Source organism: Mucilaginibacter sp. Mucisp86 (assembly GCF_047324315.1).
In the GTDB taxonomy this organism is placed as follows: domain Bacteria; phylum Bacteroidota; class Bacteroidia; order Sphingobacteriales; family Sphingobacteriaceae; genus Mucilaginibacter.
In genome coordinates, this window is the sequence record NZ_CP168503.1 from 2981665 (window position 1) to 3008477 (window position 26813).

Annotated in this window: 23 protein-coding genes, 1 tRNA gene and 1 riboswitch; of the genes, 12 read left to right on the plus strand and 12 right to left on the minus strand. The window is 43.4% G+C overall.

The genetic code is table 11. The annotated features are described in order from the left end of the window. Positions 1-38: 38 nt before the first annotated feature. The 4 genes from ACEN9X_RS12740 to ACEN9X_RS12755 all read right to left on the minus strand — a co-directional run bounded on the left by ACEN9X_RS12740 (position 39) and on the right by ACEN9X_RS12755 (position 2963). Positions 39-671: a DUF3863 domain-containing protein gene (locus ACEN9X_RS12740; RefSeq protein ID WP_413670720.1), complete on the minus strand. Its 633-nt coding sequence runs from the start codon at positions 669-671 to the stop codon at positions 39-41. Beyond that, positions 629-1474, minus strand: a complete 846-nt coding sequence (locus ACEN9X_RS12745) for a DUF3863 domain-containing protein (RefSeq protein ID WP_413670721.1) — start codon at positions 1472-1474, stop codon at positions 629-631. The genes ACEN9X_RS12740 and ACEN9X_RS12745 overlap by 43 nt, the downstream gene beginning before the upstream one ends. Before the next feature lie 66 nt (positions 1475-1540). Further along, on the minus strand, positions 1541-2434 hold the full coding sequence (locus ACEN9X_RS12750) for a DMT family transporter (RefSeq protein ID WP_413670722.1): 894 nt from the start codon (positions 2432-2434) through the stop codon (positions 1541-1543). Position 2435: 1 nt separating this feature from the next. Next, positions 2436-2963: a GNAT family N-acetyltransferase gene (locus ACEN9X_RS12755; RefSeq protein ID WP_413670723.1), complete on the minus strand. Its 528-nt coding sequence runs from the start codon at positions 2961-2963 to the stop codon at positions 2436-2438. Positions 2964-3034: 71 nt separating this feature from the next. Here ACEN9X_RS12755 and ACEN9X_RS12760 point away from each other — a divergent pair, with 71 nt between their 5' ends. The 3 genes from ACEN9X_RS12760 (at position 3035) to ACEN9X_RS12770 (ending at position 5868) form a co-directional block, all read left to right on the plus strand. Next, positions 3035-3898 (plus strand): LysR substrate-binding domain-containing protein, encoded by an 864-nt coding sequence (locus ACEN9X_RS12760; protein WP_413670724.1) that lies wholly within the window; start codon positions 3035-3037, stop codon positions 3896-3898. A 115-nt stretch (positions 3899-4013) separates the two neighbouring features. Next, positions 4014-4865 (plus strand): SDR family NAD(P)-dependent oxidoreductase, encoded by an 852-nt coding sequence (locus ACEN9X_RS12765; RefSeq protein ID WP_413670725.1) that lies wholly within the window; start codon positions 4014-4016, stop codon positions 4863-4865. Between the two features lie 79 nt (positions 4866-4944). Further along, the gene (locus ACEN9X_RS12770) at positions 4945-5868 is read left to right on the plus strand and encodes a helix-turn-helix domain-containing protein (RefSeq protein WP_413670726.1); all 924 of its coding nucleotides are present in this window, start codon (positions 4945-4947) and stop codon (positions 5866-5868) included. A 100-nt stretch (positions 5869-5968) separates the two neighbouring features. On the opposite strand, the gene ACEN9X_RS12775 is transcribed toward ACEN9X_RS12770, so the two are convergent. Then, positions 5969-8260 carry a gliding motility-associated C-terminal domain-containing protein gene (locus tag ACEN9X_RS12775; RefSeq protein ID WP_413670727.1) on the minus strand — a complete coding sequence of 764 codons (2292 nt, stop codon included), beginning with the start codon at positions 8258-8260 and terminating at the stop codon, positions 5969-5971. Positions 8261-8507: 247 nt separating this feature from the next. Between ACEN9X_RS12775 and ACEN9X_RS12780 the strand changes: the two genes are divergently transcribed. Further along, positions 8508-9095, plus strand: a complete 588-nt coding sequence (locus ACEN9X_RS12780; RefSeq protein WP_413670728.1) for a C40 family peptidase — start codon at positions 8508-8510, stop codon at positions 9093-9095. Positions 9096-9211: 116 nt separating this feature from the next. Here ACEN9X_RS12780 and ACEN9X_RS12785 read toward each other — a convergent pair whose 3' ends face one another. After that, a complete protein-coding gene (locus ACEN9X_RS12785; protein WP_413670729.1) occupies positions 9212-9625 on the minus strand; it encodes a hypothetical protein in 414 nt (137 codons plus the stop codon). Next, positions 9622-10179, minus strand: a complete 558-nt coding sequence (locus ACEN9X_RS12790) for an RNA polymerase sigma factor (RefSeq protein ID WP_091216737.1) — start codon at positions 10177-10179, stop codon at positions 9622-9624. Before ACEN9X_RS12790 ends, ACEN9X_RS12785 begins: the two co-directional genes overlap by 4 nt. Positions 10180-10303: 124 nt before the next feature. On the opposite strand from ACEN9X_RS12790, the gene ACEN9X_RS12795 reads away from it, so the two are divergent. After that, positions 10304-10636, plus strand: coding sequence for a hypothetical protein (locus ACEN9X_RS12795; protein WP_413670730.1), 333 nt, complete (start codon positions 10304-10306; stop codon positions 10634-10636). A 119-nt stretch (positions 10637-10755) separates the two neighbouring features. After that, a complete protein-coding gene (locus tag ACEN9X_RS12800; protein WP_413670731.1) occupies positions 10756-13179 on the plus strand; it encodes an outer membrane beta-barrel family protein in 2424 nt (807 codons plus the stop codon). A 491-nt stretch (positions 13180-13670) separates the two neighbouring features. Here ACEN9X_RS12800 and ACEN9X_RS12805 read toward each other — a convergent pair whose 3' ends face one another. The 5 genes from ACEN9X_RS12805 to ACEN9X_RS12825 form a co-directional block, all read right to left on the minus strand. Next, on the minus strand, positions 13671-13928 hold the full coding sequence (locus ACEN9X_RS12805; RefSeq protein WP_413670732.1) for a Trm112 family protein: 258 nt from the start codon (positions 13926-13928) through the stop codon (positions 13671-13673). Next, a complete protein-coding gene (locus ACEN9X_RS12810; RefSeq protein ID WP_413670733.1) occupies positions 13909-14586 on the minus strand; it encodes a thiamine phosphate synthase in 678 nt (225 codons plus the stop codon). Before ACEN9X_RS12810 ends, ACEN9X_RS12805 begins: the two co-directional genes overlap by 20 nt. Beyond that, complete coding sequence (locus ACEN9X_RS12815; RefSeq protein WP_413670734.1) at positions 14577-15629, minus strand: AIR synthase family protein; 1053 nt, start codon at positions 15627-15629, stop codon at positions 14577-14579. The genes ACEN9X_RS12810 and ACEN9X_RS12815 overlap by 10 nt, the downstream gene beginning before the upstream one ends. 6 nt (positions 15630-15635) lie before the next feature. Continuing rightward, positions 15636-16349: a class I SAM-dependent methyltransferase gene (locus tag ACEN9X_RS12820; RefSeq protein WP_413670735.1), complete on the minus strand. Its 714-nt coding sequence runs from the start codon at positions 16347-16349 to the stop codon at positions 15636-15638. A 99-nt stretch (positions 16350-16448) separates the two neighbouring features. Beyond that, positions 16449-16551: riboswitch (TPP riboswitch) on the minus strand. Positions 16552-16603: 52 nt separating this feature from the next. Beyond that, positions 16604-17020, minus strand: a complete 417-nt coding sequence (locus tag ACEN9X_RS12825; RefSeq protein WP_413670736.1) for a nuclear transport factor 2 family protein — start codon at positions 17018-17020, stop codon at positions 16604-16606. 219 nt (positions 17021-17239) lie between these two features. On the opposite strand from ACEN9X_RS12825, the gene ACEN9X_RS12830 reads away from it, so the two are divergent. The 6 genes from ACEN9X_RS12830 to ACEN9X_RS12855 all read left to right on the plus strand — a co-directional run bounded on the left by ACEN9X_RS12830 (position 17240) and on the right by ACEN9X_RS12855 (position 26781). Then, positions 17240-17312 (plus strand) — tRNA-Met (locus ACEN9X_RS12830). Positions 17313-17534: 222 nt separating this feature from the next. Next, entirely contained in the window at positions 17535-21194 is a 3660-nt protein-coding gene (locus ACEN9X_RS12835) for an ABC transporter permease (protein WP_413670737.1), read from the plus strand. 328 nt (positions 21195-21522) lie between these two features. Beyond that, positions 21523-21813, plus strand: a complete 291-nt coding sequence (locus tag ACEN9X_RS12840) for an EthD family reductase (protein ID WP_413670738.1) — start codon at positions 21523-21525, stop codon at positions 21811-21813. Then, positions 21789-21929 (plus strand): EthD family reductase, encoded by a 141-nt coding sequence (locus ACEN9X_RS12845; RefSeq protein ID WP_413670739.1) that lies wholly within the window; start codon positions 21789-21791, stop codon positions 21927-21929. The genes ACEN9X_RS12840 and ACEN9X_RS12845 overlap by 25 nt, the downstream gene beginning before the upstream one ends. 142 nt (positions 21930-22071) lie before the next feature. After that, positions 22072-22962: a winged helix-turn-helix domain-containing protein gene (locus ACEN9X_RS12850; RefSeq protein WP_413670740.1), complete on the plus strand. Its 891-nt coding sequence runs from the start codon at positions 22072-22074 to the stop codon at positions 22960-22962. Positions 22963-23376: 414 nt separating this feature from the next. Beyond that, positions 23377-26781 carry an ABC transporter permease gene (locus ACEN9X_RS12855; RefSeq protein ID WP_413670741.1) on the plus strand — a complete coding sequence of 1135 codons (3405 nt, stop codon included), beginning with the start codon at positions 23377-23379 and terminating at the stop codon, positions 26779-26781. The last annotated feature ends 32 nt before the right edge of the window (positions 26782-26813 follow it).

Sequence of the window (26813 nt, forward strand, 5' to 3'; positions counted from 1 at the left end):
AGCTGATTGAAGATCACAAGCAGTTGTCGCCCCAATCTCTATTTAAGCAATTCGGGATAATGGCGTGCTATCAGGTCCTTGTCATCATTGTTGAGTGCGCTCAATAATACCGGGGTATCCTGTGGTCTTACTCCTTTTTGATTGATGCGGTTCATGAGGCTCCAGTCTTTTACCGGTTTATCGGGCGATGGATCGGCAGGCTCCTGGGCGGGGAGGTCATAGCGTGTAAAATCCACCACCATTTCCGGGCCATTTTTGTGCCAGTTTCGTAAGGTAGCCAGGCGAAATTCCCTGTTCATGTACCATTTGATCTCTTCATTGCCCCATGAATTACCTATGCCAAGCCCTTTTTCTTCAAAACGGTAATTCCATTGGCTATTATCAGGATAATGACCGCGCCAGGCCTCGCCATACTCGCCAAAAGTGACGAATTTAACATCCGGCCATCGTTTTACGGTATCGCCTGTCCATTTCTCCAATGCCCGGTACGCGAGAGTATCATCCCAGTTTTTTCGTTCGGCTATTTTAACCAAAGCAGCTTCCCAGATGTTGGGGATCCAGCCAAAACCGTTCAGTTCAAAGCCCCGGTCAAAATGGATAGCTTGTGTATGCATCACCGAATAATGACCTATATCCAAACCCCAATCGCCATAGGTTTCAATAGGACCCACACCACGGCGGCTTGCTGCCCCGTTAAAAGGCGTTGTGCCCCACACATTCCCGCTTGGAGTGCGCACAAAAAATCCACACTCCATCCATCAAGGTTCACGCAGTCAATAAAGTCGCTTTTGCCCTGGGCTGGTTTGCAAAAATGTTGTTTTGATGGATAAAAGGGATAGGAGGGTGAGCCGTCGGCCCCGCCACCATCTGTTTCATGCTGGCTCCAGATTACAGCATGTGCTACATGAATGTTTTCCTTTTCGGCTAAATAGGCCAGGTTATCGGCCGATAAAAATCCTCCCATAACAGCTTTAGGCCGGTAGCCATTACCAACCATGGCGGTTATGCGCTGCAAGGCCTCGGTCATTTCCTGGTTTACCCTTTTGCGCGGGAGATACATGGCCGGAAAATATCCCGGGAAATAAGAAACCTCGTCGCCATATTTGAGCTGGCAGTCGGCCGCGTATTTGCGGATATCAACATAATTAGGGCGCTTATCTTCAAGCGCATTTAAGGTAAAGCCCCAGGTTAGTTTGCCTCCCGGCACGTTTTTCGCAAAAATTTCCCTTAAGCGCTGTACCACTTCTAACGTATGGGCAAAGCCTTCGTCCCTGTTAATCAGTTTTACATCCCGCGATACTTCCCACGGCGAAGTACGGATCATGATGCAAAAGGTAACAAAGCGATTGCCCATCAGTTGCAAAGGCTTGTTAACCGAAAAAAGATCCAGCGCAGTGGCTTTGCCGATTAAAGGATTTGCTAATACGGCGGCACCGCCCAGTAAGGAGTTTTTACAAAAAGCCCGTCTTTCCATTAGGTTTACATTTTGCCCAAATGTAAAAACAAGTTTGTTTCTTTTCCGGCAGCGGGGGCATAAAAACTACTCAATTACGTTGGCCTCAAGAACCATTGTTTTTCGATCAAATTTCAATTCGGAGATAAGCGTGGCTGCAAAAATGAGGCTTCCGCCTAAAAACAATCGCCAGGTAAGCTGCTCATGTAAAATGAAACATGCCGCAATTGCGCCAAACACAGGTTCAAAGAGGTAAATGATGGCTACCCTTTCGGCACTCAGGTAACGCTGAGAGATGTTGGAAATGGTGTACATGTAAGCGGTAGAAAAAAGCGAGCAATAAACAACGCCCATCCAAAATTCATTGTTTTGCGGCAGCCAGTTTGTGCTGGTATTATCGCCTAAGGCTAAACAAAAGGTAATTACTGCACACGCAGCAAACATCGGAACAACGGTGTGTGCAATGTGCTGCACTTTGGATAGTTTTTCTACCTTGATCAGATAAACAGCAAAGGCTACCGCTCCGGCAATAGTATACAAATCGCCAAGGCTAACCGAAAAATTAGCATTGATAGAAATAATTGATAAGCCTGCCAAAGCAATCACTGCTGCCAGCCAAATTTTTGCAGGGGCAACTGTGTTATAAAAAATTGCTTTTAACAAGGGAATGATAATCACACAAGTGCCTGCAACAAATGAGCATTGTGAAGCCGAGCTATGTTTGATGCCCAGGGTTTGCAAATAAATTCCGAGCGTAAGGGGTACGGCCAAACTTATGCCTGTTTTAACACCATCCCGGTTTATCTGCCTTAAATGTTTTGAGAAAATGACCGACAAAACTACTGCCGCGGCCAAAAAACGATAACATAAAAAGATGAGCGGGGAGTTATGCCCGATAGCCAGTTTTGTTATTGAAAATGATATGCCCCAAAAGGCTGTGCCTAATATCAGTAATACAAGGAAAATGTTCTTTTTCTCCATCTCAGTCGTTTATTAAATCTTTTTTCATCATGATATCTATCTGCCTGTCTGTGCCTAATATAAATACATGCTGGTCAAATTCTACGAAGCCGTTTTTCTTGTAGAAACTGATTGCCCTGAAATTCTTTTCCCATACACCAAGCCATATGTACGTGGCACCAGCTTTCCGGGCTATCTGAACGGCTTTTTCGTATAGCAGCTTTCCGATGTTTTTTCCAAGAAATGCCTGAGATACGTAGATCCGCTCAATTTCAAGCGCATCATTGTCTTTAACATCTGTTTGTGCCTGCCCTGTGTTCAGCTTCAGGTAGCCGATAACCTCGTCGTTATGTATAGCAAAATAGAATTGCGATAATTTATTGTTCAGTTCATTGCTCAGCTTATTTAGTGACAGGCACTCATTGAGATATTGCGCCATGTCTTCGGGCGTGTTAACTGCCGAAAAAGTTTCGGAAAAGGTTTGTATGCTTATATTTTGAAGTTGAGCTACATCGTTAGGTGTTGCATCAACAATCTTTACGTTATCCATATACAAATTTATCCATCTGTTAAATGCAGTAAAATGCTATTTTATCATCCATTAATGCATATATTGCATTAATGGATTTGCAGCAGATCAAATACTTTTTAGCCCTGGCGAAAGAGCTTCATTTTTGGAATACGGCCGGAAAAATGAACATTACGCAATCGGCCCTCAGCAGGCACATTCAATCATTAGAGAGCGAATTGGGGCTGCTGCTATTTGAGCGGAATAAGCGTAATGTGAAGCTCACCCCTGCAGGTAAGTTTTTGAAGGAGAAATGGGAGATGGAGTTGAGCGAGCTTGAATTTATTCATCAGTTTGCCCGGCAGATCCATTTAGGCGAAAGCGGTACGATAAGAATCGCCCATCCCGATTCCATATCAGGTTCGTTAATGCCGGATATGATTGCCCGTATTTCCAGCGCATTTCCAAAACTCCAGGTTGAGCTGGTACAGCTTCGTTATGAAAACCAACAGGAGTTTTTAAGGAATTATAAGATCGATCTTTCTGTTACAAGGGACGTTAATACCGCCCAGGGAATTAAATCAGAAAAAATTTACAGCGATTATTTGGCAATCGTAGTTCCTGAGGATCACATTTTCCATACTATCGAAGACCTGTCTAAAGAAACCCTTTCCCAACAAAAATTTATACTGCCGATAAGGGATGAGGGAAGCAGTTACAGCGATATCATTCAGCAGATGTTCAGGTCGTTCGATATTGTTCCGGACGACTACGTATATTCCGAATTTGGATCGACCATTATTGCATTAGTTAAGAAAGGGCTGGGGATAGCGATATTGCCGGATTCATACATGTATCATGAAAGCCCGGGGATCCGGTTTATCAGGCTCCCTTTCAAAACCGACCTATACATCAACTGGCGGGCAGATGATCATAACCCCGTACTTTCAAATGTGTTAAAACTGGTGCTGCAGTGAGGCGTACTGTAGATGAAGGTGGACTCATTCTTTGATATCGCTACAAAATCCCTCACTTAGGCTACAAATAGAAAATATTACCTCTCGACCTTTGGTGTATTCAACGTTTAAAATTATGAAACATCAAAATGAAAATCGGGATTATAAAACATGGTTTATCACAGGTGCATCCCGCGGTTTCGGGCGTGTTTGGGCCGATGCAGCGCTTAAACGCGGCGACAAAGTTGCAGTCACTGCACGCAGGCTGGGAAGCATTGCTGATTTCAAAGAGAAATACAGTGAAAACGTGTTAACCCTGGAGCTTGACGTAACCAACCCCGACCAGGTAAAAGCAGCAGTGGAGCAGGCCCATGCATATTTCGGCAGGCTTGATATTGTGCTCAATAATGCGGGCTATTCATTAGTTGGCACCATTGAGGAAGCTAATGCCGACGATGTGCGGGCGATGTATGATACCAATATATTCGGTACGCTCTCCGTTATTCAGGCTGCTTTGCCTTTACTGCGTGCGCAGGGAGGAGGCCATATATTAGGCATATCGAGTGGCCTTGGCCAGGTAACTTTACCGGTGATAGGTTATTATTGTTCATCAAAATGGGCCTTCGAGGCAATTCACGAAAGTTTGGCCAAAGAAGTAGAACCTTTCGGTATTAAAGTGACCATTATAGAGCCCGGTGCCTACGCTACAGAATTTGGAAGCCAGGAGTCGTTGAAGTTTGCTGCCGGTATGGACATTTACACCGATTTCAAGGCACGGTTTTTTGAGCGGTTAAAAACCTCGGAACGGGGAGATCCTGAAGCAACACCCGATGCCATCTTCAAAATTGTAGATTCCGAACATCCGCCACTAAGGCTCTTCCTTGGAAGCCATAACTTACCCTGGATACGTGCCGCTTATGCAGAGCGCTTAGCAACCTGGGAAGAATGGGAGCCTGTTTCAAATGCCGCTCAGGGCAAATCAAAGTAAATGATCACAATTATGTAAAACACCAATGATAGCTGATATTTGTATATAATACCGGCTATCATTGCATTAAGTTTTTGAGATGAAAAAGGAAGAACAGGGGCCCCTTAAATTTAATTCTTTATCAGATGTGCACCGGGCCTTTGGCTTGCCCAAGCCGTTGCATCCATTAATCAGTTTAATTAGCGGTACGGATAACCAGGTTATACCACGGAGACCGCACGGCTCGCATGTGCTTAGTTTTTATAAAATTTCGTACCGGCCAAAGCTTAGTCCGCGAATAAAGTATGGGCAGGATTATTACGATTTTGATGAAGGGGGGTTGCTGTTTGCGTCGCCCAACCAGGTTATCGGCGGCGATAATGATCATAGCGAGGGAGAATGCGCCCTTTATACGCTGCTGATCCATCCGGATTTTTTATGGAATTATCCTTTGGCAAAAAAAATCAAGCAGTATGGCTTTTTCTCATATTCGACTAATGAGGCATTGCACTTATCGGACAAAGAAAAATCAACCATCATTTCCCTTTTTAAAATTATCGAAGATGAATTAAATGGCAGGATAGATGATTTTAGCCAGGATGTCATCATTTCCCAAATTGATTTGTTGCTTAACTACGCGAATCGTTTTTACAAGCGCCAGTTTATCACACGCAAAGCCGTAAACAGCGACCTGCTGCAAAAGCTGGAAGATATTTTAGACCAATATTTTGCCGGTGAAAATTCAATAAGCGAGGGAATCCCAACAGTTCAATACCTGTCGAAGCAGTTGAATATGTCTCCGGGTTATCTGAGTGATATGCTGCGCTCCCTTACGGGGCAAAATGCACAGCAGCATATTCACCATAATCTTATCGAAAAAGCTAAAGAAAAGCTCTCCACCACGGCCTTATCTGTAAGCGAAGTGGCTTACGCATTAGGGTTTGAACACCCGCAATCGTTCAGTAAGTTGTTTAAAACAAAAACTCACCTTTCGCCGCTTGAATTCAGGCGATCTTTTAACTAAATACTTTGAAGATTGGCCTGGTTGCTGACCTGCACAGGAGTTTAATTTGGCGGTCGCGTGCACGGTGGCCGCCAGGTTTAGCAGCTAAACAACAAATAGCTTACCTTAAAATCGTCACATCTCCGCTGCGTATCTGGCTACCGTCTTTTAAATCGATGACATAAAAATAAACCCCGGCAGGCAGGGCGTTACCGTTAAATGTGCCATCCCAAGGTTTAGGATAGCCCTTGCTATAAAAAACAATGCTGCCGTTTCGGTTATAAACAGTTACGGAGCTGTTTATATAATCATTTAAATATTTGATGCTCCATAAGTCGTTGACCCCGTCGCCGTTGGGCGTGAAGGTGTTGGGGATTTTAATATTGGGGATTACCTTCACTGTTACTTCGCCTTCGGCATTACATCCATCAACTGATGTTACAGTAAGTTTATATTTTGTAGTAACCTCCGGGCTTGCCACCGGAAATGCTGATGACGAATTACTAAGGCCTACCGAAGGTGCCCACGTATAGGTTGCTATATCGCCGGTTATCTCCGGGGATAGTGTTATGCTGTTGCCCGACAGAATTTCTTCGTTTGATTTGAGCATTATTGCAGGTATCGGATTCACGTTCATATGCAGATCGATTCCGAGATTGGGGATGCCGCAGCCGTTGCCGGTAGTAACAGCGCAGTTTACTATGTCGCCATCTTTTAAGTTGCTTGTGGTAAATTTAAAAGAGTTGGGGCCGGTAGCAACGCCGTTCACCAGCCATTGAAACGATGTACCGGGATCGCCATTTATTACGTTGGCTGTAAAGGTGACCGGATTGCCCGCGCAAATTTTTAATGAAGGCGTAAATACTGATACCGACCTGCCTGGCGGAGCGGCCGAATATTTAGCGGTTGCCATGAACGATGCGGCTGCTATGCCCCCTGTTTTGTCAATTGCGGTTAAGGTTACCTGTACGGGAACATTATTGTAGATGGGGGAGTTGGGAGCAGGTGTTTGTGTAACTTTGATTTGGCTGTCGGGACAGTTATCTGTTACCAAAGCTTTTACAGCATAATTAGCCAGGTTGGCACAATCTTGCAAAGTAACATCGTTATATGCAGATGTAAATGCAGGTGTACTTTGAACGTTGACAGGTATAACAGCAGCAGTTTGCCGACAGGTGCTTGACCCTATATTTCCGGTAAGCTGATTGGCACCACCGCCGCCTATAGTTGAAACAACTGCGCCAAGGGTAACTTTCCTGATGGTATTGTTTATTTGGTCGACAACATAAAGGTTTCCGCACAGGTCCATATCTATCGCACCCACCTGGCCAAACAGGGCCTGGGATCCGGCCCCATCTATATCGCCTATATCGGCATGACCGGCAAATGTTTTGGCTTTTCCATATTTGTCGAATATTTTTATCATACCGCCATCGCCTATAAATAAGTTGCCCGAGCGATCAAACTTCAGCGCGGTTGGACCTACAAAAAAAGCATTGGCCGGATCGGAAATATCGTTTTCACCCACTTTACCCGGATTAAAATAAGTGGATACTGTACCGTCAGGTGCTATTCTTTTGATCTTAACTTTATCGCCCAGTTTCAACTCCACAATGCCAACATAAACGTACCCCGCATCGTCGGCTGCTATACTATAAATAAAGTGGAAACGGGCTAAGTTGCCCGGGCCATCAAGGTCGCCATCTGTTGTTCCTGCTATCTGTTGTACTGTGCCGGCGGTTGTGATTTTGTAAACCGCGTTACCTGTATTACTTACAACGTACAAGTTTTGCTGTTTATCAATTGTTATTGCTCCGGGGTTGGGTATTAATCCAATATCTGTTACTATGCCATCGGGGCTTAGCTTTTTTACCTTATTGGCGTCAATATCCGAAAAATAGATGTTACCGGTATTGTCGCAAACCATGCCGCCAGGTGGTATACGCCCCACAGTGCCTGCAGTCCCTCTAAAGATGTCACCGCCTGTACCAGGGGGGCCTCCAGCAAAAATGCTCACCGTACCATCCGGCGCTATTTTTCGAATCATGAGCGTAGTTGCCCCTCCGAAATATAAATTGCCTGCCGGATCAAAGCAAAGAGCTGTCAGATCGGTTATCCGGATAGCATCGGGATGGGACGGCGTGGCTGCACCATTGGTTGCCGAGGCTATAGTAACTATTTGCGGACCGACAGTACTGCAATCAAACGTTTGTGGCGTGAACCTGAATTTGGTAGTAGAATCAGTGGTATTAACAACGGTTGCAATATCTGTAACATAAGCGGGGTGATCTCCTGATGAACTAATTACATAATTGCCACCGGCGTCAAGCTTTAATGTAATGGGTTGGCTTTTGGGAACAATTACAGGTGATTGGGCAAAAAGAGATACACACATGCCAAAGCATAGTATCATAAATAGGCATCCGATTTTTTTACAACAGGTCAATTTGCTGTTTAGGTTAACTGGTTTTGGTTCAGGTAAATATAAGTAAAAACGGGTTGGGATTAATAGAAGATGCCTATAACTAACGCGATAATGTATTTAAACAGGTGCCATCTTTTTTACAATTTGATTACTATCCGTGGAATTTTTTGCCTATCATTACAACATGCATTTTGTAATTGGTTCCAAACTCCTCCTTGTAGCTTGTTTATCACTTATGAAGCCGGCGAAGCCTGCCGTACTTCACGCAGCAAAAAAACATAAGGCAAACAGAACGATAAAATCACACAGCCATGCAAGGTTAAGGCATCATTATGCCGAGGTTGAAGTCAATTATGAAACAGGGGAGACTACGCCCGACGAGCTGGTTGAATTTGCCCAAACCCTTAAAGGTATCAGGTACAGGTATGGATCAAGCAACCCGGAAAGGGGTTTTGATTGCTCGGGCTTTGTCAATTATGTATTTACCCATTTCAATATTTCTATCCCCCGCAGTTCATCTGATTTTGCGCCGGTTAAGGGTATTGATATTAAAGATGCCAAATTTGGCGATCTGATATTATTTACCGGAACCCGCAGCCATAATTACCACAGCGCCGGCCATATAGGTATAGTAATATCACAACCAGGTGAGCCATTGGTATTTATCCACTCTACATCGGGCGATGAAAATGGCGTTACTGAAACTGCCATGAACGAACGTTATCAGCGCAGGTATATCAAAACTATCCGCGTGTTTAAAGAAGAGCCGCAAGCACTGGAAGAGGATGATACAGTTCCGGATGCCGTGGAAGATGCCCGTTAATGTCTTGTTGTAAAGACATATAATTGCGTCTATAGTTTTGCAAGGTTATAAAACAGGCAAGTCTACTCTGTATATTTTGAGACGCATGTGATGCGTCTCTACATTTCGCCTTCTCTTTAATAACTCCTCTTTACCAATCTCTGGTCGATAAACAGGTATCCTACAAATCCTGCAATTAATGTTAACAAGATCCATTTAAAGCTGACTACAGCATTTAAAAACATATCGCCACTTTCGGGACTCATCACCGTAAGCAGGCCATAGGCCAGTGCTAAGCCCACAGCAAAAATCCCCAGCGCCAGCAGGTTAAATTGCAGATTGCTTTTGCGGTTGGCCTGTTCCTGTAACTTGCGACGAACGTTTGCCGCGAAGCTCATGGGTAAGCCTTCTGCTGGTTCAGTGCTAAGTGCGGAGAACAGGTTTTGATAAACAAGCAAATCGTCCTTATCTTCTTCCGAAAGTGTTTTGCTATCCGGAACCAAGCCATTGTTCAACAGCTCCTGTAATTCGTCATCATCCAGCTCTTTCATATATTTTCTTTCTTAAGGTCTTTTTCAATTTTTTCTTTCAATAATTTACGCGCCCTGAAAAGATAACTTTTTACCGTTCCCTCAGGTATGCCGGTGATCTCCTCAATCTCAGCACATGAAAACTCATTAAGGTGGTACAGCGTCAATACTGTTTTGTATTGATGCGGCATTTGGTCAATAAGGAGGTTAACATAGGCAGCAGTATTCTTCTTTATCAGTTCCTGTTCCGGTGTTTCGTCTGTAAAATGATAATTATCAATATTTTCAGGATATTCGGAAGGGGAATTGTTCTTGTGCTTTTTTAAATAGTTTACAGCGGTTAAATAGGCAATACGGGCTATCCAGGTTGATAGTTTTGACTGAAACTCAAACCGGTGCAGGCTTTGGTGTACCTTAATGAAAACGTCCTGGCAAATATCTTCTTTGCTTTGCTGGTCTTTCACCAGGCGGTTTATCACAAAGAAAACCAGCTTTTCATACTGCTTTACCAGCAGTTCAAAAGCCCGGAGATCTTTATTTAATATCCTGGATACAACCTCGTGTTCATTAAACATATTACAGTAGTCAATATATAAGGTTTGGCGGTTGCAAAAAAGAAATAAAAAATATTTTAAAATAATTGCAACCGGACTGTCGCGAGCATTGACTACTGTAGCAAATACTTAAACAAATAATATCATGAAACAGTTAATGCCATTCATCGTCATCATAGTATTCTTTATACTGATCGCCATATTCATACTTGCCCTTTACAACTACATGCTGAAAAAACGCATCATTAAAGCGGGCCCGCTGGATGAGAACAGTGTTAAATTTCTGGCCGAGTTAAATTCAGGCAACGAAGCTTTAAAATGGGGACTTATCCTGCTTTGCGCCGGCATTGGTTTTATAGTAATACAATTTATCCCTTACAGCGCCGAAGATTCGCCTGTTCCTTACGGGGTTGAAATGATCTTTATTGCTGCGGGCTTTCTGCTCTATTATCTGCTGCTTCGCCGCCGTAAGGACTAAATAATCAGTTTAATCTATTTTACTAAGCGGGTGGTTTAGCTGCCCGCACACCCAGTTTTTAAGAGAGAAATTGCTCTCATGGAATCCCTTTGCCTAAAAAATCTAACACCCTTACACATATGAAAACTAAACAAACAATAATACGCTTCATCATGATGATAGCCGTATTTATCGCACATAACCTAAACACATATGCTCAAAACGCAATACAAGTAAAAGGCATTGTTGCTGATTCGGTAAGTAAAGCACCGCTGCCGTTGATAACTGTGCGTTTAAAAAATGCTGCCAATGAAACCGTAATGGTAGCCGCTACCAAAGAAGATGGCTCATTCAGCTTTACCGCTGTGCAACCAGCCGGCTATACGCTCCTGATCAATGCTATCGGCTACAGCGCAAAAAACATAACTCTTGATCTTACCCATCAGCAAAAAACAATGGAGCTTAAACCGGTTTTTTTAAGCGATGTAATGACCAATTTGAAAGAAGTTACCATCACCGCCGAAAAGCCGATCATCAGGCAAAAAGCAGACAGGATCATTTACGACCTGAAAGCTGACCCCGAAAGTAAAGGAAACAATGTTTTAAGTATGATGAGGAAGATTCCTTACCTGTCATTAGATGGGAATGATAACTTGTTGCTCAAAGGCAATTCGAGCTTTAGGGTGTTTATTAACGGGAAGCCATCAAATAGTTTAGAAAATAACCTGAAGGCTGCTTTGAAAAGTATTCCGGCTTCAACTATCGAGCGGATAGAAGTGATCACCAATCCGCCGTCAAAGTATGATGCTGAGGGTTTGGCTGGCATCATCAATATCATCACCAATAAAAAGATCAATGATGGTATCAACGGTTCCGTAAACATCAACGAAAGTTTGCCTACTGGCGGTCCTGGTGTTGGCGGGTCATTTACCGCTAAAAAAGGAAAGTTTGGGGTTTCGGCTTTTGGCGGTGGCAGCATCAATAATTCGCCACAAACTTATAATAATAACAAACGTGTTGATACTGCCGGTACAGTACTGGCGCAAAACGGTTCCCAGCGCTCAAATAATAAAACTGCTTATTTCGGAAGTGAATTGAGCCTGCAGATAGATACCCTGAATTTATTAACAGCCCAGTTTAACTATAATGGCAGCCGCGGAAATGATTATGCCGCACAGAATTCCCTGTTAAACGGTGACAACCGCCTTGAGCAATATAGTTTTCAAAACAATAGCAAGGCTACCGGCCACGGTATTGATGCAGGTATCAATTACGAATTAGGTTTTAAAGGGGTTAAAAACAGGTTGCTTACATTTTCATACATGTACAGCAACAACACAAATAATAAAAATGGCAATGTGGAATTTTTTGACCGCGTAAGTTTTACTACGCCCAATTTTCAGCAAATAGACAAGCAAAAATTTAAAGAACATACTGCCCAGGTTGATTTTGTTACACCGGTGAACAAAGTAACTGTTGAAGCCGGTTTGAAAGCGATATTCAGGAATAACAGCAGCGATTTTAGCTACAACACATTTAATTATAGCACCGGTTTATATGAGTATGACGCGGCACAGTCAAACATTTTTACCAATACGCAAAATGTGTTTAGTGTCTACAATTCATATCAAATTGCTTTAAACAGCTGGAATATCAATGCCGGTGTCCGGGTTGAAGAAACCGTGATCCGTGCCAATTTTAAGAACACTGCATCTTTAGCTGATCAGAATTATCTTAATGTGGTTCCTTCTATCGCGGTGAGTAAAAGGTTTAAAGACGAAAGCAGCATCAACTTCGGGTTTTCACAAAGGATCAGAAGACCGGGTATCAACAGGCTTAACCCTTTTGTCGACACTTCAAACCCCAATATTGAAGTTACAGGTAACCCAAACCTAAGGCCTGTTTTGTTGAATGATATCCAGTTTGGTTATAGCAGCAATAAAAAACTATCGGTAAATATCGGGCTCGATTACTCATTTATGAATAACCTTGATGTACAGGTAGTAAATTTTAACCAGGGTAGCCAAATTACACAAGTAACTTATGCCAACACCGGTAAAGCGCAAAGTGCGGGTGTAAATTTTAACCTGAGCTACCCGGTAACCTCTATATACAATGCCAGCCTGAATGGTAACGCGATGTACCTATGGCTACAAGGCCAGGCCGACGGAAAAGCGGTAAACAACGACCTGCTGATGTATGGCGTTACCCTGTCAAATGTGGTACGTCTTGCTCATGGTTGGGCCCTGAATGCCGATTTGGGTGTTAACAGTCGTAATCCCACAGGCTTACAAGGTTATACCAACGGCTTTTTTTACAGCGCCTTTAACTTCAATAAGGATATTGTAAAAAATAAGTTTAGTATCTCAGGTGGTATCAAGAATCCATTTACCAAATACCGCAATAGCATAAGCAAAACTTTTGGCCCGCAGTTTAATCAAACTTACCAAAGCATGAATTATTACAGATCATTCAGCATTAGCCTTAACTATAACTTTGGTGGATTGAGGGACAGGATCAATAAAAACAGGACAGGAATTGAGAATAATGATGTGGCTAATTGAGAGCGTGTCAAGACTAACATCTAAGAGTCATCATCGTGAGTAGCCGTCAGGGCAATCCTGAAAAAAAACCATGATGACGTATGAAATATACTTTGGCAGTGGTGCGAGGGGCAGCGTTAGATTGCAGTGAAAAGCCCACAGCGCGTGCCGGGCTTGCGGGCGGGAAAAGCGAGGACTTGTAACGGAAGCCCGGGCCGCAGGCAACGCCCATATTTACAATATTGATTTTTTAAATATTACATAGTAGTCAAGTTATTGATTATTAAGTGTGTTTAGGAGGCAATTTTATGATAAGGGCGTTGCCTGCGGCCTGGCTGTATGCTCATACTGCACCGGCCTTATCCGTTGGCTAACGGACGGTATCCGCTCCCATCCCTAACGCGGCCCGCACACCATCCCTGAAATGTATTTTACACGTCATCGCGTTTTTTTTCTGGATCCACTTGATGGTACCTCGCAATGATGTGGTGTGTAAAACCCGATAATTTTATCTATGGCAGCAGCTTAACATCCTCCAGCTCATGTTCCAGTTTCCATTTTTCAACAATGGGTTGCTCCAGCTGTATCTGGCGATACTCGTCGGGAGCCATGATAGGTACGCCATAAACTATGGGGTAGTTGCGCTGGCAAGCAGAGCAGCTGAGGATTCCTTCTATAATGTTTTGTGCTGTGTCTTTTACTAATACCTGCAGGTTGAGGTCGCTTTTATCAAAGGGGCAGCATAGTTTTTCAATTGTTTTGAGTTGCATGTTGAGTAGTGTTTGTGCTTAACGCGTTTTTAAATTCTTTAACTTTTTCTTCAGGATCGTCGGCGCTCAAAATGCCGGATATCACAGCTATACCATCAAAAGGGGTTAGTTTTTTGAGCTCGCTGATGTTTTGAGGAGTGATACCTCCGGCCACAAAAATGGGCATACGGGTAAGTTCGCAGGCCCGTCTCACGGTGGCCGGCATAACAATATCACAGCTGCCCGCCGACGATGATGGGAACATGGAACAGAAAGAAACATAATCTAACTGATGATCCTTGGCCCAAACTACCGTGTCAAGATTGCCTGTACAGGTTATTCCGGTTAGGAACGGTCGGTTTACTGCGTTCCGGATAACAGATAATGAAGTTGGCACCTCATCGAAATGGACCCCATCCAAAGCCGGGATATCACGTAACAATGTCCAGTCGGCATTGATAAGCAAGGGTACGGAATATGGTTTGCAAATAGCCGCAATCTTTTCAATCAACGCTGTTTTATCCGCACCGGGCTGCCAGTTGTTCCAAATTTGTACTACCTGGATCCCTCCCAATAGGGCTGATTGTAGTTTAGCCAGCAATATTTTTTCATCAATAGCGGGATTTAGCACAAGGTAAATGCCGCCGGTAATTTTATAGGTGTTTTCCATTATTTCCATCCGTTTTTATAAGCGCTAAAAAAAGCCTCCCAATAAGGGTCCTTACTAAAGTAGGGCATGTCTTTTTCTTCGCCGTTTTCAATTAGTTTATACCCGCGTGCCTTGTTGGTAAACTCACCAACAATGGTAGCCGGTATCTCATTTGCTTTTAAATGATGAAGCGTATTTTGTGCCCATTGCTTTTTTACTGCTATGATCATGGCCCCGGCGCCTATGCAATAACGTGGATCGATGTTGAACAAAGAACAAATACCGCCTGCTACATTATCAACGGGAAGCAGGTCGTTATCTATCAGTACTCCATTGCCCGATGCAACAGCCATTTCATAAATAGCACCCAATACGCCACCCTCGGTTACATCATGCATGGCTGTTACACTGAGGGAACGGTTATCTATCCCGGCAGCAGTTAGTCCGTCTTTTAAGGATGATGTTTGGTAAAACATTTCACAGCCACGGTGATAAACTTCGGTACCCAGTTTGTTTTTTACTGTTTGGGGAAAACTCATAGCCAGTATTGCTGCCGATGACATGGCACATTGTTTGGTAACGATGATCGCGTTCCCATCCTCGGCATTTTTACTAAGGAGGATTTCATTCAATGGGGCGGTAAGCAACATAGTGCCACCACCGGCAATGGTTGAGTTTTGGCCTTCAATACTCCCGGTATGCCCGCCGGTTATGGCTACACCGATATCGTTGCAATAGCGATGAATATGGTCCCAGTAGGTAGTAAAATCGGCCTGGCTTAAACCCGGCGGCAGGTTAAGCACCATCTGGGCATACTGAGGCGCAAATCCCGTTGTGGCCATGTCATTGGCCATTAAGTGTACCGATAGCCATGCCGACTCTTGCAAGCCTAAAGAAGGGATAAGCGATAAAGGATCGCTGGTGAGTGCCAGGCCCAAACCACCGGGCATACTGATCACCGATACATCGACACCAAATGCCGGGCCGCCAATAACCTCGCTGCGCGGGTGACCGCAACGTGGCAGGATGATCTGTTCAAAACCATCGCCTGTTATTTTTCCGGATAAAGACATGGCTCCTTAATCAAGAAGTTTAACATAGAGACCGAAAAAGTCGCCCGCGGGCACGCTCCATTGCTGTACCGGGAACCATTCAGGCAAACCTGTGCACGTCCACTCAATGGTGTATTGGCGGCCTTGCAATGCCTCATCTATTTTTTTGATCAGCATAGCAGGGGTATAAAAAGTAGCCGTTACATAAAAAGGATTTTTACCGAACATTTGCTGTACCCGGCGGCGCAGCACCTTGGGTGAATTACGGTTCATCATACCAAAGGCGATGCCATGTTTACCCACCCGCGCTGCTTCACGGATCACCTGTACCGGATCGCGGTAATACTCAAACGTGGTGATGAAGGCAACAGCATCAAAAGTATGGTCCTTAAAAGGCATAAAGTGGGAATCGGCGTTTACCAGGTCGCCTTTAAACAGGTGTACTGCCTGGCCCAGCATAAAGGGGGAAAGGTCGCCACCGGTAGCGTCAATACCTATTTCATGCCACCAGCGGGTAAAGCGGGTTGTGCCGCAGCCAAACTCAAGCAGTTCTTTTACGCGGGTATCTGTACCCACCAATTGTGCCATTACCTTTTTTTGCCATACTTCGGCGCGTTTATAGCGGCCTTCATACCATTGCTCGTAAGTATCGGTGTGTTCGCGGTTAAAAAACCATTCTTTGCGGCCCTGCCAGTTGGCAAGGCTTTTGGTCATGAGGCCAAAGTTGTTTCCGGATTCCATGTGTTTTTTCATTAAATAAAAAAGCCTTGTTTCAAGCCCGGCAATACCGGTACAGAAACAAGGCCTGTGTATGAAAAAACAGCAAACGCCGAAAATCAAACTGAAAAGCCAGTGCATCCCTACGCCGGTATTATCCGTGTCAGGTTTTGCGGGTATTATCTCAGCCTTAACCATAGTGGTTAAAGCACCCCGTGCTATATGAAACGAAGGTAGTTTATTTAAGCTGAAAACAAAAAACCTAATTTGATAAACGTTTACTGTTTTACGTCAGCGATACCATTTGGCAACATTGCCTTGGCCACCAAAGCCATATCCAAAGCCTCGCGAATCAGTTTGATCCTGCCGTTTTCGGCAACCACGCGGCCCATGTAAGTTTGTGGATAATCCCGGCCTGTTGAGTTTACGACGGCATTCACATCGTACTCGCCAAATGCCTGATCCGGGGTGTCGATATGGATCCGGATGTTTTGAAAATTGAAGTTGCCGAACGTTTTTGGCAGGTTTTTAAGGAAATTGTAAATCACCTCTCTGCCTTTCCATTGCCAGGGTAAACCCAGGCTTGCCAGGTAAGGGAGTTCAAAAACGGCGTCATCTGCAAATAGTTCGATGGCTATATCTGGGTTGTTAACATTTTCAAGATATGCGAGCAATAATTGTTTAGCGGTTTTCATTTTTTGAGATTTTATGATCCTGTCCGTTCATCGGGCGGGGCATTACAAAAGTGCAAAACCGGGCAAAGTTGTGCATTGACATATCGTAATAAAGAAATTGATATTTATCAATGAAATTAAAGGGTTAGCTGAGAGTATGTTAAGTAATTGTTAATGACCTAAACGATTTTGTGACATACAGATGTGATAACTTATTGTACATTTGTACTATCAAAACAGTGCGGGATGGAGCAGTTGGTAGCTCGTCGGGCTCATAACCCGAAGGTCATAGGTTCGAGTCCTGTTCCCGCTACCGAAAGCCGCTTTACGAAAGTAGAGCGGCTTTTTTATTTGGCTAATTTCAGGTATGCTCTAAGCATAACCACTCGAAATTACTTTTGTCTATCTTACATGCAGTTCAAAACCGAACAGCCAGATGTTCGGTTTTATAACAACCTTCAGCATGTTGTAGTGTTAATGTTCAATGTATCAGTATATTAGATCTTTGGAATAATGATTGAGTTATTTGACCTGCTTGAATCCATATACATTCCATATTAACCTTTATGACCTAATCTTCCTGGGAGCAATATTTATCGGGTTGACTTTTATCCTGTTGCTTTGGTTTACCCCAAAAATCACCAGGGCGGCAAACAAGTTCCTGGCCCTGGCAATAGCTGTCATCGTTTTATGGATAGCCCGGATATTGGGCACCGACGTTGGGCTGGAAACTTACATTCAATATTGGAGTTTACTGCCGCTGCAATTTTCGATGGCGCTCGGACCCCTTATTTTTTTCTATGTGCTCAAAATAACCCAGCCTGATTATAAATTTAGTTTTAAAGATTTGCTCCATTTCAGCCCTTTATTGCCGGAGCTCGGCGCACACGTATGGGAGGTTAGGGACAGCGTGAGGACTGGTACAGTTATTTATCGCACACATGCCTTTCAACAACTGAACCCTGCATTACAATTGCCGGCGTTTATTTCAGTAGGTGTATACCTTTACATATCTCACAAACTGATAGAACGCTTTTACCGGCGTATGAAATTTAAAGGGGGCGACAGATATAGGTACGAGTTAAGGTGGCTGCATAACTTACTTACCGGTTTCGGCCTGCTATGGCTATTGTGGATCCTCTTTACTGTAATAGATTTTTTTTATTATCATGGCCAGGCGGGCAGCCATGCTTATTATCCTGTATACCTCCTTTTAGCGGCAATGACAATATGGATGGCATCCGTGGCCTTTTCAAGGCCGGAGGTGAACATGTCACCTAATCCGCCTTTGTTTTTAAAGCTACCGCCACCGGCGGAGCTAAAGCACAAAGGTATCTGGCTAAAGAAGATCATCAAAACCAATCACCATTACGAAGACCCGGAGTTAAGTTTAACCACCCTTGCTGAAAAGCTTGAACTAACTACCCATGAATTATCCCGGATCATCAATACTGTGCTCAAAAAAAGCTTTAATGATTTCATTAATGAATATCGTGTTGCAGACGTAATCAGGAAAATGCAGGATCCCGCTTACGATCATATAACCCTGTTGGGTATTGCATTTGAATCAGGTTTTAATTCCAAAACTACTTTTCATCGCATCTTCAAACAAATGACCGGGAAAAGCCCCGCGGAATATAAGAATGAACAGAAAAAAGAAATCCCATCTTATAAATTGGAACTCAATCCCCGTATTGCGCCGGTAATTTCGTACAAGGAAACCACGCCGAACTGGTTGGGTATGAAATTAAACCGCAATTATATGTTTAGCAATTATTTTAAAACTGCCTGGCGCCACATCGCACGCCATAAAATCTATACGGGTATTAATGTTATGGGGCTTGCACTGGGCATTTGCGGATGCCTGGTCATTTACCTGGTGGCAAACTTCGAATTAAGTTTTGATACTTTTCATCCCGATAAAGAGCGGATCTATTGCGTTGACGTAAGCATTGAGGGTAATCCAGACCCAGATCATGCTCACTGGAATTCGGTGCCCGCGCCAATGCCTGATGCCATGCGGAATGAAATGTCGGGATTTGAGAAAGTAGCAGCTTTTCAGCATTATAATCCAAAAGTGAAGATAAGGAATGGGGACAAGGTTATTAAGGCATTCGATAGGACAGAGGGGATAATTGCCGAAACGGATTATTTTGACATATTGCCCTACACCTGGTTAAGCGGCAGCAAAAAAACATCGTTGACTAATCCAATGACTGTAGTACTCACGCGAAGCCGAGCAATGACCTATTTCGGAAATTTGCAGCCAGACGAGATGATAGGCAAAACGATCACTTATGATGATTCGCTTACGGTAACGGTTACCGGTATCCTGCAAGACTGGAATAAAAATTCCGATTTCAATTTTTCCGACTTTATTTCATTCAGTACCATTAACAGTAGTCTGTTAAAAAGACAGATCCCATTAGATAATTGGTTTATGCTAAATCATGGCAGCCAGGAATTGGTGAAATTGCCTGCAGGCGTTAATCCGGCACAAATAGATGCCCAATTTCCTTCATTCATAAAAAAACATCTTGACCCCGATCCGCACACTAAGTTACGCGCACAGCTTCGGCCATTTACTGGTGCCCACTTTCATAAAGAGTATGGTGGTGAGGGAATGAAGGCTGATCTAAGAATACTGTACGTCCTATCGGCAGTGGCTATATTCATATTGTTAATTGCAGCTGTCAATTTTATCAATTTATCTACTGCACAGTCTATACAGAGGACCAAAGAAATTGGCATACGAAAAGTGCTTGGCAGCGGAAAACGTACCATTCTATTCCAATGCCTGATTGAAACATTCACTTTGACTTTGCTGGCCGTAATCATAGCTGTTATTGCGATACGGCCGGTATTGAATTTATTTGCTGCATATATCCCGCCGGGCGTAGAATTTGATTTCATGGAATATACCACATGGATATTTCTTATTGGTATTGCAATTTTTACTACGTTACTGGCGGGGTTTTATCCGGCAAGGCAACTATCCATATTTAAGCCTGTGTCGAGCCTTAAAGGCGAATTAAGCGAAAAAATGGGCAATAAAGGCTATTTGCGCAAAAGCCTGATCGTGTTCCAGTTTACTATATCGCTTATCTTCATTATCGGAACCATCGTAACCAGCAAACAGATTAGTTATATGCAAAACCAGGAACTGGGCTTCAAAACAAGTAATATTATTACTTTGAGAAGCCTCTGGAACGATCATACGGGGAAAATGCAGGTGCTTGCCGAAAATTTGAAACGACTGCCCGGGGTAGGCCAGGTTATTACAGAAGCATTTCCGCCAATGGGGTTCGCACACATGGGCAACAGTATACAATTGCATGGGAGTAACGAAAAGCCTGTCGAAGCTTCCATCCATTCAGGCAATGAGCGTTTTGTACCGTTTTATAATATGAAAATGATTGCCGGCCGTAATCTGCTTCATAGCGATAGCGTAAGGGAATACCTGGTAAATGAAACTGCTGTAAAAGCGCTGGGCTTCAACAGCCCGAAACAGGCTATCGGCAAGCTTTTGTTATTTGGAGGTCAAAACAAAGCTTATCCAATAGCCGGTGTAGTAGCTGATTTTTACGAGAATTCGTTCCATCAGCAAATTATGCCGGTAGTTATCGCTAATGACCCCAAAGTTCAAATGGGCATAGCGCTAAAGTTAACTTCTGCCGAATATCAAAAAGGCGACATATCTCACCTAATAAACGGAATAGCGAAGGAATGGAAAAAGATTTATCCTGAAGAGCCGTTTGATTATTCTTTCCTGGGCGATTCCATCTCCCGGTTATACGAAAGCGATCAGCAAACACAATGGCTTATGAAAACAGCAACACTCATAACCATCTTTATTTCATGTATGGGTTTGTTCGGCCTGGCGATGTTTACTACTGAGCGGAGAACCAAAGAAATCAGTATCAGGAAAGTGATGGGGGCAAGTGTAACTAATATATTAACCATGCTTAGTAAAGAAGTAGTGATACTGATTGCTATTTCGTTGCTGATTTCATCGCCTGTCGCCTGGTTCTTTATGCACGGCTGGTTGCAGAATTTTGCCTATCACACCAACCTCAGCTTTTGGGTGTTTATTATGGCTGGTGCCGGAGCCATGTTAATAGCACTGGTAGCTATTAGTTTCCGAACGATCAGATCAGCTACAGCAAATCCTGTAAAGGGGTTAAGGAATGAGTAAATGGCGATGGCCGAATGTTTTAAATTATTGTCAATATCAAATGGTTCTGTATCAGTCCTGTTCCCGCTACCTCTTAATACAAACGCCTCAAACCGGAAGATTTGAGGCGTTTGCACTCGTTCGAAAAAAATGGTAAACTTCAGGCAGTTAGGCAATGGTTTGATGAAGCTGCGACTATGATGGCTATAGTGAAAATACTATCGGGTATCAGAAACGATGGCATACAAACTTTAAATTTTAGCTAACATACCTTTTGCGAATAAAGGTAATATTTCAATATTTGTGTAATCTGTTAAAATAGAGTGCTTTATCATTAAATAAACCTGTTATGAAATTAAGATTGATTTTGTCGTTTGTGCTTTTTACCACTTGTTTTACTGCGTTTGGTCAGGAAAAGAAGAGTGAAGTTACTGTTGAAAAAGGCTTAATTAAAATATCCGTCATGTATCCTTATGCCGAGGGTAAAACCTTTAATATGGAATATTATGAAACGAAGCACATGCCGATGGTGGCTGGGTTTTTAGGATCAAATTTGGTTAAATATACCATTGAAAAAGGGATTGCCAGTGGTATCCTAACCAACCACTGCCTTTTATGGCTATCGGTACCTTTTATGTGAAAAGCCTGAGCGACTATCAAGCTGCCATTGCACCGCATAGAGATGCTATTCGTGCGGATTTTGCAAATTACACTAATGTTAGTCCTGTTATTTTGGTAAGTGAGGTGGTGAAATAAGCATAATATTTTTTCGCTGGTTGAACCAATTCTTAGATGTAACGGGTACCTGCGAATCAACCATTAAGTGGTACTATATTTTAGCCTGAGTAACAGGGATTGTAAATAGAAATGCAAACTTTGTAAATAAAATTTAAATAGCATGCGGAACAGCCGAAAGATCTTCTCCGGGAAAGGCAAATACTCGTTTGGATTGATGCTATTCTTGTTTGCCGTTGCAATTTGCACGGCTTTTGGTATGACCGGCAATGACGATTTTAATATCGCCAGAAGGGAAGTTTTGCTCCGCAGGATCGGGCATGAACTACTTTTACAGTCGGGCGATAGTACATCAAGGGTACTTCCGGTAGAAAAGATAGCAGAAAATGAATATCGGATCAGCTTCGAGAAAAATCTCACTTTTCAAACGGATTACCTGGTGAACACTACCCGCCGGCTGTTAGCTCAGGACCCATTGGCACGTGATTATATCGTTAATGTTCTGAACTGCAGCAACACAAGCATAACTTACGGATTTGCTATCTCCAAAAATAAAAGAAACGATATTGTACCATGTAAAGGAAGGGTGCAACCCACAGCATGTTACATGATCGACGTTAAATTTGAACCAACGCATATGAATGGGGCAAAGAGTGTATATCTTCTGAGCGGCCTGCCATTTTTAGCATTTGTTGGTTTTCTCTTTTTCAGATCTGTTAAGCCACAAAGAGCCTCAAATAAAAGTCTGAGTGTGCAAATATTCACTTTCGGTTCGGTTTCATTTTGTCCACAGGAACGGCAGCTGACCATAAATAAGGAGACCATAGATCTTACCGGTACAGAAACGCGTCTGCTGCTTATTTTCGCATTATCTCCAAATCAGGTTATAGAGCGAAGCCGGTTGCAAAAAGAGATATGGGAAGATGAGGGTGTTATTGTGGGGCGAAGCCTGGATATGTTCATATCAAAACTCAGAAAAAAGCTGGAATTAGATCCTAATAGCAATATTGTTGTTATACGCGGCAAAGGATATAAACTGGAAGTGAGTGCTTAGAGGCTGTTTAAAAACGGTAGTTTGAATGTAGAGACGCATAATTGCGTCTATCGCTTGCAATTTATGGCAACAGAGACGCTTTTGAAATCGGCTTGTCCTCAGGGAGACGCAATTATGCGTCTTTACAAAAATATTTCCTCTCATTTTTAAACAGCTTCTTAATAAAAAGGATAGGTTTAGCAACCGAAAAATATCTTTGTTTGGATTGCTTTGATTTGCCGAAGTACCACTTCCTGATAAAAGGTCGTTAGAATGCAATAGTCCTGTTCTTGAAAGGGGTATCAACTAATGATAATTCAAAACCGAACAACTGCTGTGCGGTTTTGTTACAAAAAACATTTGCTGGGTTCTTTGTAATGAATTGATAATTAGCTTATTGTTTAATTGGAACGATGGTTGACTTCAGGTATGTGAATGACCGGCTATCAACTCCATATCAACGCACTCCACGTGCTCTTCCTGGGCGCTATATTTATAGGGCTGGTTTTCAGTCTATATTGGTGGTTTTCCCCAAGAAACGGCAGAGAAGCCAACCGTTTTCTTAGCCTTATTCTGGCCACCATGACATTGTGGTTGGTCAAAACCATATGCATAGACACGCAATTAGGAAAGTATTTTCCGCAATGGAGCTGGGTGCCACTTCAGTTTTTACTGGCTATCGGCCCGCTGGTGTTTTTTTATGTTCGGGGCATTACTCAACCGGGAAAAAAGTTTAAGGTGAAGGAGTTGTGGCACTTCAGCCCTTTATTATTGGAGCAAGGCATACATTTGCTGACGGTGATTCAAAGCAGATTCACCGGGGTCGCTACGTATAGTACCGTGGCCTATAAACAATGGCATCCTATATTATTATTAATGGGCCTTATTTCGGTTGTGGTTTATTTGTACCGGTGCAGGACCCTGGTTCAATATCCTGTTCAACGAGATGTTAACAAACTATCCGGGAAGCAATTGTTGCGTGTAAACTCCTCATCAACAGAAAAGCTGATACAGCGAGGCTATTGGCTGCGACATCAAATGAAGGTTAAGCGCTTTTATCTGGATGAGGAGTTAAGCTTAAATTCGTTGGCCAAAGAGCTCGGGATCTCTATTCACGAATTGTCGAAGATCATCAATACAGGTCTGCGAAAAAACTTTAATGACTTTGTAAATGAATTCCGGATCCAGGATGTAACCCGGAAAATGAGAGACCCGGAGTACGACCGGATAACACTTTTAGGTATAGCATATGATTGCGGCTTTAACTCCAAAACCACTTTTAACCGCGCGTTTAAACAAGTTACCGGCAAAAGCCCGGCTGAATACAAGAGCGAGCTGAAAAAAAAGCGACCAAATCATGATTTGAACCTTCTTTCATCTCCTACTGCGATAATTTCGGGTCACAAAACCATTCCCGGATGGTCTCGTAAGAAATTAAATCGCAATCATATGTTTCGTAATTATTTAAAAATAGCATGGCGCAATATGCTGTATAACAAAGTTTATAGCACGCTGAATATTGTTGGACTGGCCGCCGGCATGGCAGTGGCGCTCCTCATTGGCTTATGGGTGACCAATCAATATTCTTATGATCGTTTCCTGCCCGGGTATGCCCGGTCGTACCAGGTAGAAATGAACCTTACCTCGCAGCATAATGGCACTTCCACCCAAACATCCATAGCCCTGCCACTGGTTGAAGTGTTGCGGAAAGAGATCCCCGGGGTGCAGTATGTTGCTGAAGCCGACAATATTGGTCGGATGAACCATGACTTGTTAGTGGGCGATAAAAAACTATACCTGGGCGGAGGAGCCGCCGGGCCGGATTTCTTTAAAATATTTCAATATCCATTTGTTAAGGGCGATGCTAATTCGGCATTGAAAGATATTTATGCTATTGTGCTGACGGAATCGACAGCCAAAGCGCTATTTGGCAGTGTTGACCCGATGGGGAAAATGGTGCGTTTTGATAATGAGCACGATATGAAAGTTACCGGTGTTATTAAGAATATACCGGCAAACGCTACGCTGCAATTTAGCTACCTGACGCCTTTTGCTTATTCTGAAACAACCCAGGGCTGGATCAGGGATGGGCGAACCAAATGGACCTATAATTCATTCTCTGCTTATGTTGCGCTGCAACCGGGTGTTAACTATGCCCAAATTGCGCCTAAGATCAGGGATATTGTTGATAAAAGGAGCCAGGAGATGCGATCGTTAAAGCCTGAGGTTTTTATGCACCCTTTAGCTGACTGGCATCTATACAACGATTTCAAGAACGGAAAAGTGGCCGGCGGATTTGTGGATTATGTACGTTTGTTTGGTATTATCGGCGTGCTGGTATTGGCTATAGCCTGTATCAATTTCATGAACCTCTCAACAGCGCGATCTGAAAAGCGGGCAAAAGAAGTTGGCGTTCGCAAAGCAATAGGCTCCGGGCGTATTGACCTGGTTTACCAGTTTTTGCTCGAGTCTGTTTTAATTACTTCTATGTCGTTTTTGCTGTGCTTGCTTTTTGTTCAGCTGGCTTTGCCCTCGTTCAATGCCTTAACAGGTTCTTACATCCGCATCCCATACAGCAACATCGTTTTTTGGGGCGTCATGATTGCGTTTGTGCTGTTAACCGGAATGGCGGCGGGCAGCAGGCCGGCATTTTACTTATCCTCATTCAACCCGGTAAAGGTACTTAAGGGGGGTATTCAAATTGGCAAAGCCGCAACATTACCACGCAAAATATTGGTGGTTATTCAATTTACCTGCTCGATAGCATTGATTATCAGTACGGTGATTGTTTACCAGCAAATACAATTTGTAAAGGACCGCCCAACAGGCTATAATGCCGACAGGCTTGTGATGACCGATATGAACGGCGACCTGCCCCAACATTATGAGGCCTTAAGAAATGAATTGTTATCGTCGGGATTGGTGGAAAGCGTTGCTTCATCCACATCCCCGGCAACACAGGTATCCAGTCACTTTTCATTGGAAAAATGGCCGGGTAAAAATGCCGGGGAGGAAGAAGTGAACATAGGTGCAATATGGGTGTCGGACGAATATTTTAAAACCATGGGCATGACCTTTGCCGAGGGGCACAATTTCGCCGGTGACTGGAAAAGCGACTCATTGAATGTAATCGTAAATGAAGCTACGGTAAGGCGAATCGGTCTTAAAAATCCCATCAACCAACTCATAAAAGTTAATTTTGGCAACACGCCGGTTAAAATCATTGGTGTGGTGAAAGATGCCCTGATGGAATCGCCCTATACGCCTGTGGCCCCTGCCGTTTTTGGTCATAATCCTTACGGGTTTGTCATTACCTATCGCCTGCCTAAAAACGCTAATACACATACTACGATAGAAAAAATCGGTGAGGTGTTTCAAAAATATAATCCTGCGTTTCCTTATCAATATAAGTTTATAGATGATGAGTATGAGAGCAAATTTAACCTGGAGGTACTTTTGGGCAAGCTTGCAGGTGTATTTGCAGCCCTGGCTATATTTATATCATGCCTGGGCCTATTGGGCCTTGCAGCTTACGTTGCCGAGCAGCGCACAAAGGAGATTGGGATCCGCAAAGTTTTGGGGGCATCAATTGTGCAGGTGTGGATGTTATTATCGCGCGATTTTGTGGTGCTGGTTTTGATCAGTTGCCTCATTGCTTCACCGCTTGCGCTCTATTTCCTGGAGCACTGGCTCGAAAAATATGCTTATCGCGTGAGTATCGGTCCGTCGGCATTTATAGCGTCGGGGATCGCAGCGATTGTGATCACCCTGTTGACTATCAGTTTCCAGGCCATTAAAGCGGCACTAGCAAACCCCGTGCGCAGCTTACGCTCAGAGTGATTTGTACACTTTGCAAACAGGCTCCGCACACT

Bases quoted from the DNA above. Each gene is read 5' to 3' on its own strand.
- ACEN9X_RS12745 (WP_413670721.1), bottom strand. From the start codon at position 1,474: ATGGAAAGACGGGCTTTTTGTAAAAACTCCTTACTGGGCGGTGCCGCC.
- ACEN9X_RS12750 (WP_413670722.1), bottom strand. From the start codon at position 2,434: ATGGAGAAAAAGAACATTTTCCTTGTATTACTGATATTAGGCACAGCC.
- ACEN9X_RS12755 (WP_413670723.1), bottom strand. From the start codon at position 2,963: ATGGATAACGTAAAGATTGTTGATGCAACACCTAACGATGTAGCTCAA.
- ACEN9X_RS12760 (WP_413670724.1), top strand. From the start codon at position 3,035: ATGGATTTGCAGCAGATCAAATACTTTTTAGCCCTGGCGAAAGAGCTT.
- ACEN9X_RS12765 (WP_413670725.1), top strand. From the start codon at position 4,014: ATGAAACATCAAAATGAAAATCGGGATTATAAAACATGGTTTATCACA.
- ACEN9X_RS12770 (WP_413670726.1), top strand. From the start codon at position 4,945: ATGAAAAAGGAAGAACAGGGGCCCCTTAAATTTAATTCTTTATCAGAT.
- ACEN9X_RS12775 (WP_413670727.1), bottom strand. From the start codon at position 8,260: ATGATACTATGCTTTGGCATGTGTGTATCTCTTTTTGCCCAATCACCT.
- ACEN9X_RS12780 (WP_413670728.1), top strand. From the start codon at position 8,508: ATGAAGCCGGCGAAGCCTGCCGTACTTCACGCAGCAAAAAAACATAAG.
- ACEN9X_RS12785 (WP_413670729.1), bottom strand. From the start codon at position 9,625: ATGAAAGAGCTGGATGATGACGAATTACAGGAGCTGTTGAACAATGGC.
- ACEN9X_RS12790 (WP_091216737.1), bottom strand. From the start codon at position 10,179: ATGTTTAATGAACACGAGGTTGTATCCAGGATATTAAATAAAGATCTC.
- ACEN9X_RS12795 (WP_413670730.1), top strand. From the start codon at position 10,304: ATGAAACAGTTAATGCCATTCATCGTCATCATAGTATTCTTTATACTG.
- ACEN9X_RS12800 (WP_413670731.1), top strand. From the start codon at position 10,756: ATGAAAACTAAACAAACAATAATACGCTTCATCATGATGATAGCCGTA.
- ACEN9X_RS12805 (WP_413670732.1), bottom strand. From the start codon at position 13,928: ATGCAACTCAAAACAATTGAAAAACTATGCTGCCCCTTTGATAAAAGC.
- ACEN9X_RS12810 (WP_413670733.1), bottom strand. From the start codon at position 14,586: ATGGAAATAATGGAAAACACCTATAAAATTACCGGCGGCATTTACCTT.
- ACEN9X_RS12815 (WP_413670734.1), bottom strand. From the start codon at position 15,629: ATGTCTTTATCCGGAAAAATAACAGGCGATGGTTTTGAACAGATCATC.
- ACEN9X_RS12820 (WP_413670735.1), bottom strand. From the start codon at position 16,349: ATGGAATCCGGAAACAACTTTGGCCTCATGACCAAAAGCCTTGCCAAC.
- ACEN9X_RS12825 (WP_413670736.1), bottom strand. From the start codon at position 17,020: ATGAAAACCGCTAAACAATTATTGCTCGCATATCTTGAAAATGTTAAC.
- ACEN9X_RS12840 (WP_413670738.1), top strand. From the start codon at position 21,523: ATGAAATTAAGATTGATTTTGTCGTTTGTGCTTTTTACCACTTGTTTT.
- ACEN9X_RS12845 (WP_413670739.1), top strand. From the start codon at position 21,789: ATGGCTATCGGTACCTTTTATGTGAAAAGCCTGAGCGACTATCAAGCT.
- ACEN9X_RS12850 (WP_413670740.1), top strand. From the start codon at position 22,072: ATGCGGAACAGCCGAAAGATCTTCTCCGGGAAAGGCAAATACTCGTTT.
- ACEN9X_RS12855 (WP_413670741.1), top strand. From the start codon at position 23,377: ATGACCGGCTATCAACTCCATATCAACGCACTCCACGTGCTCTTCCTG.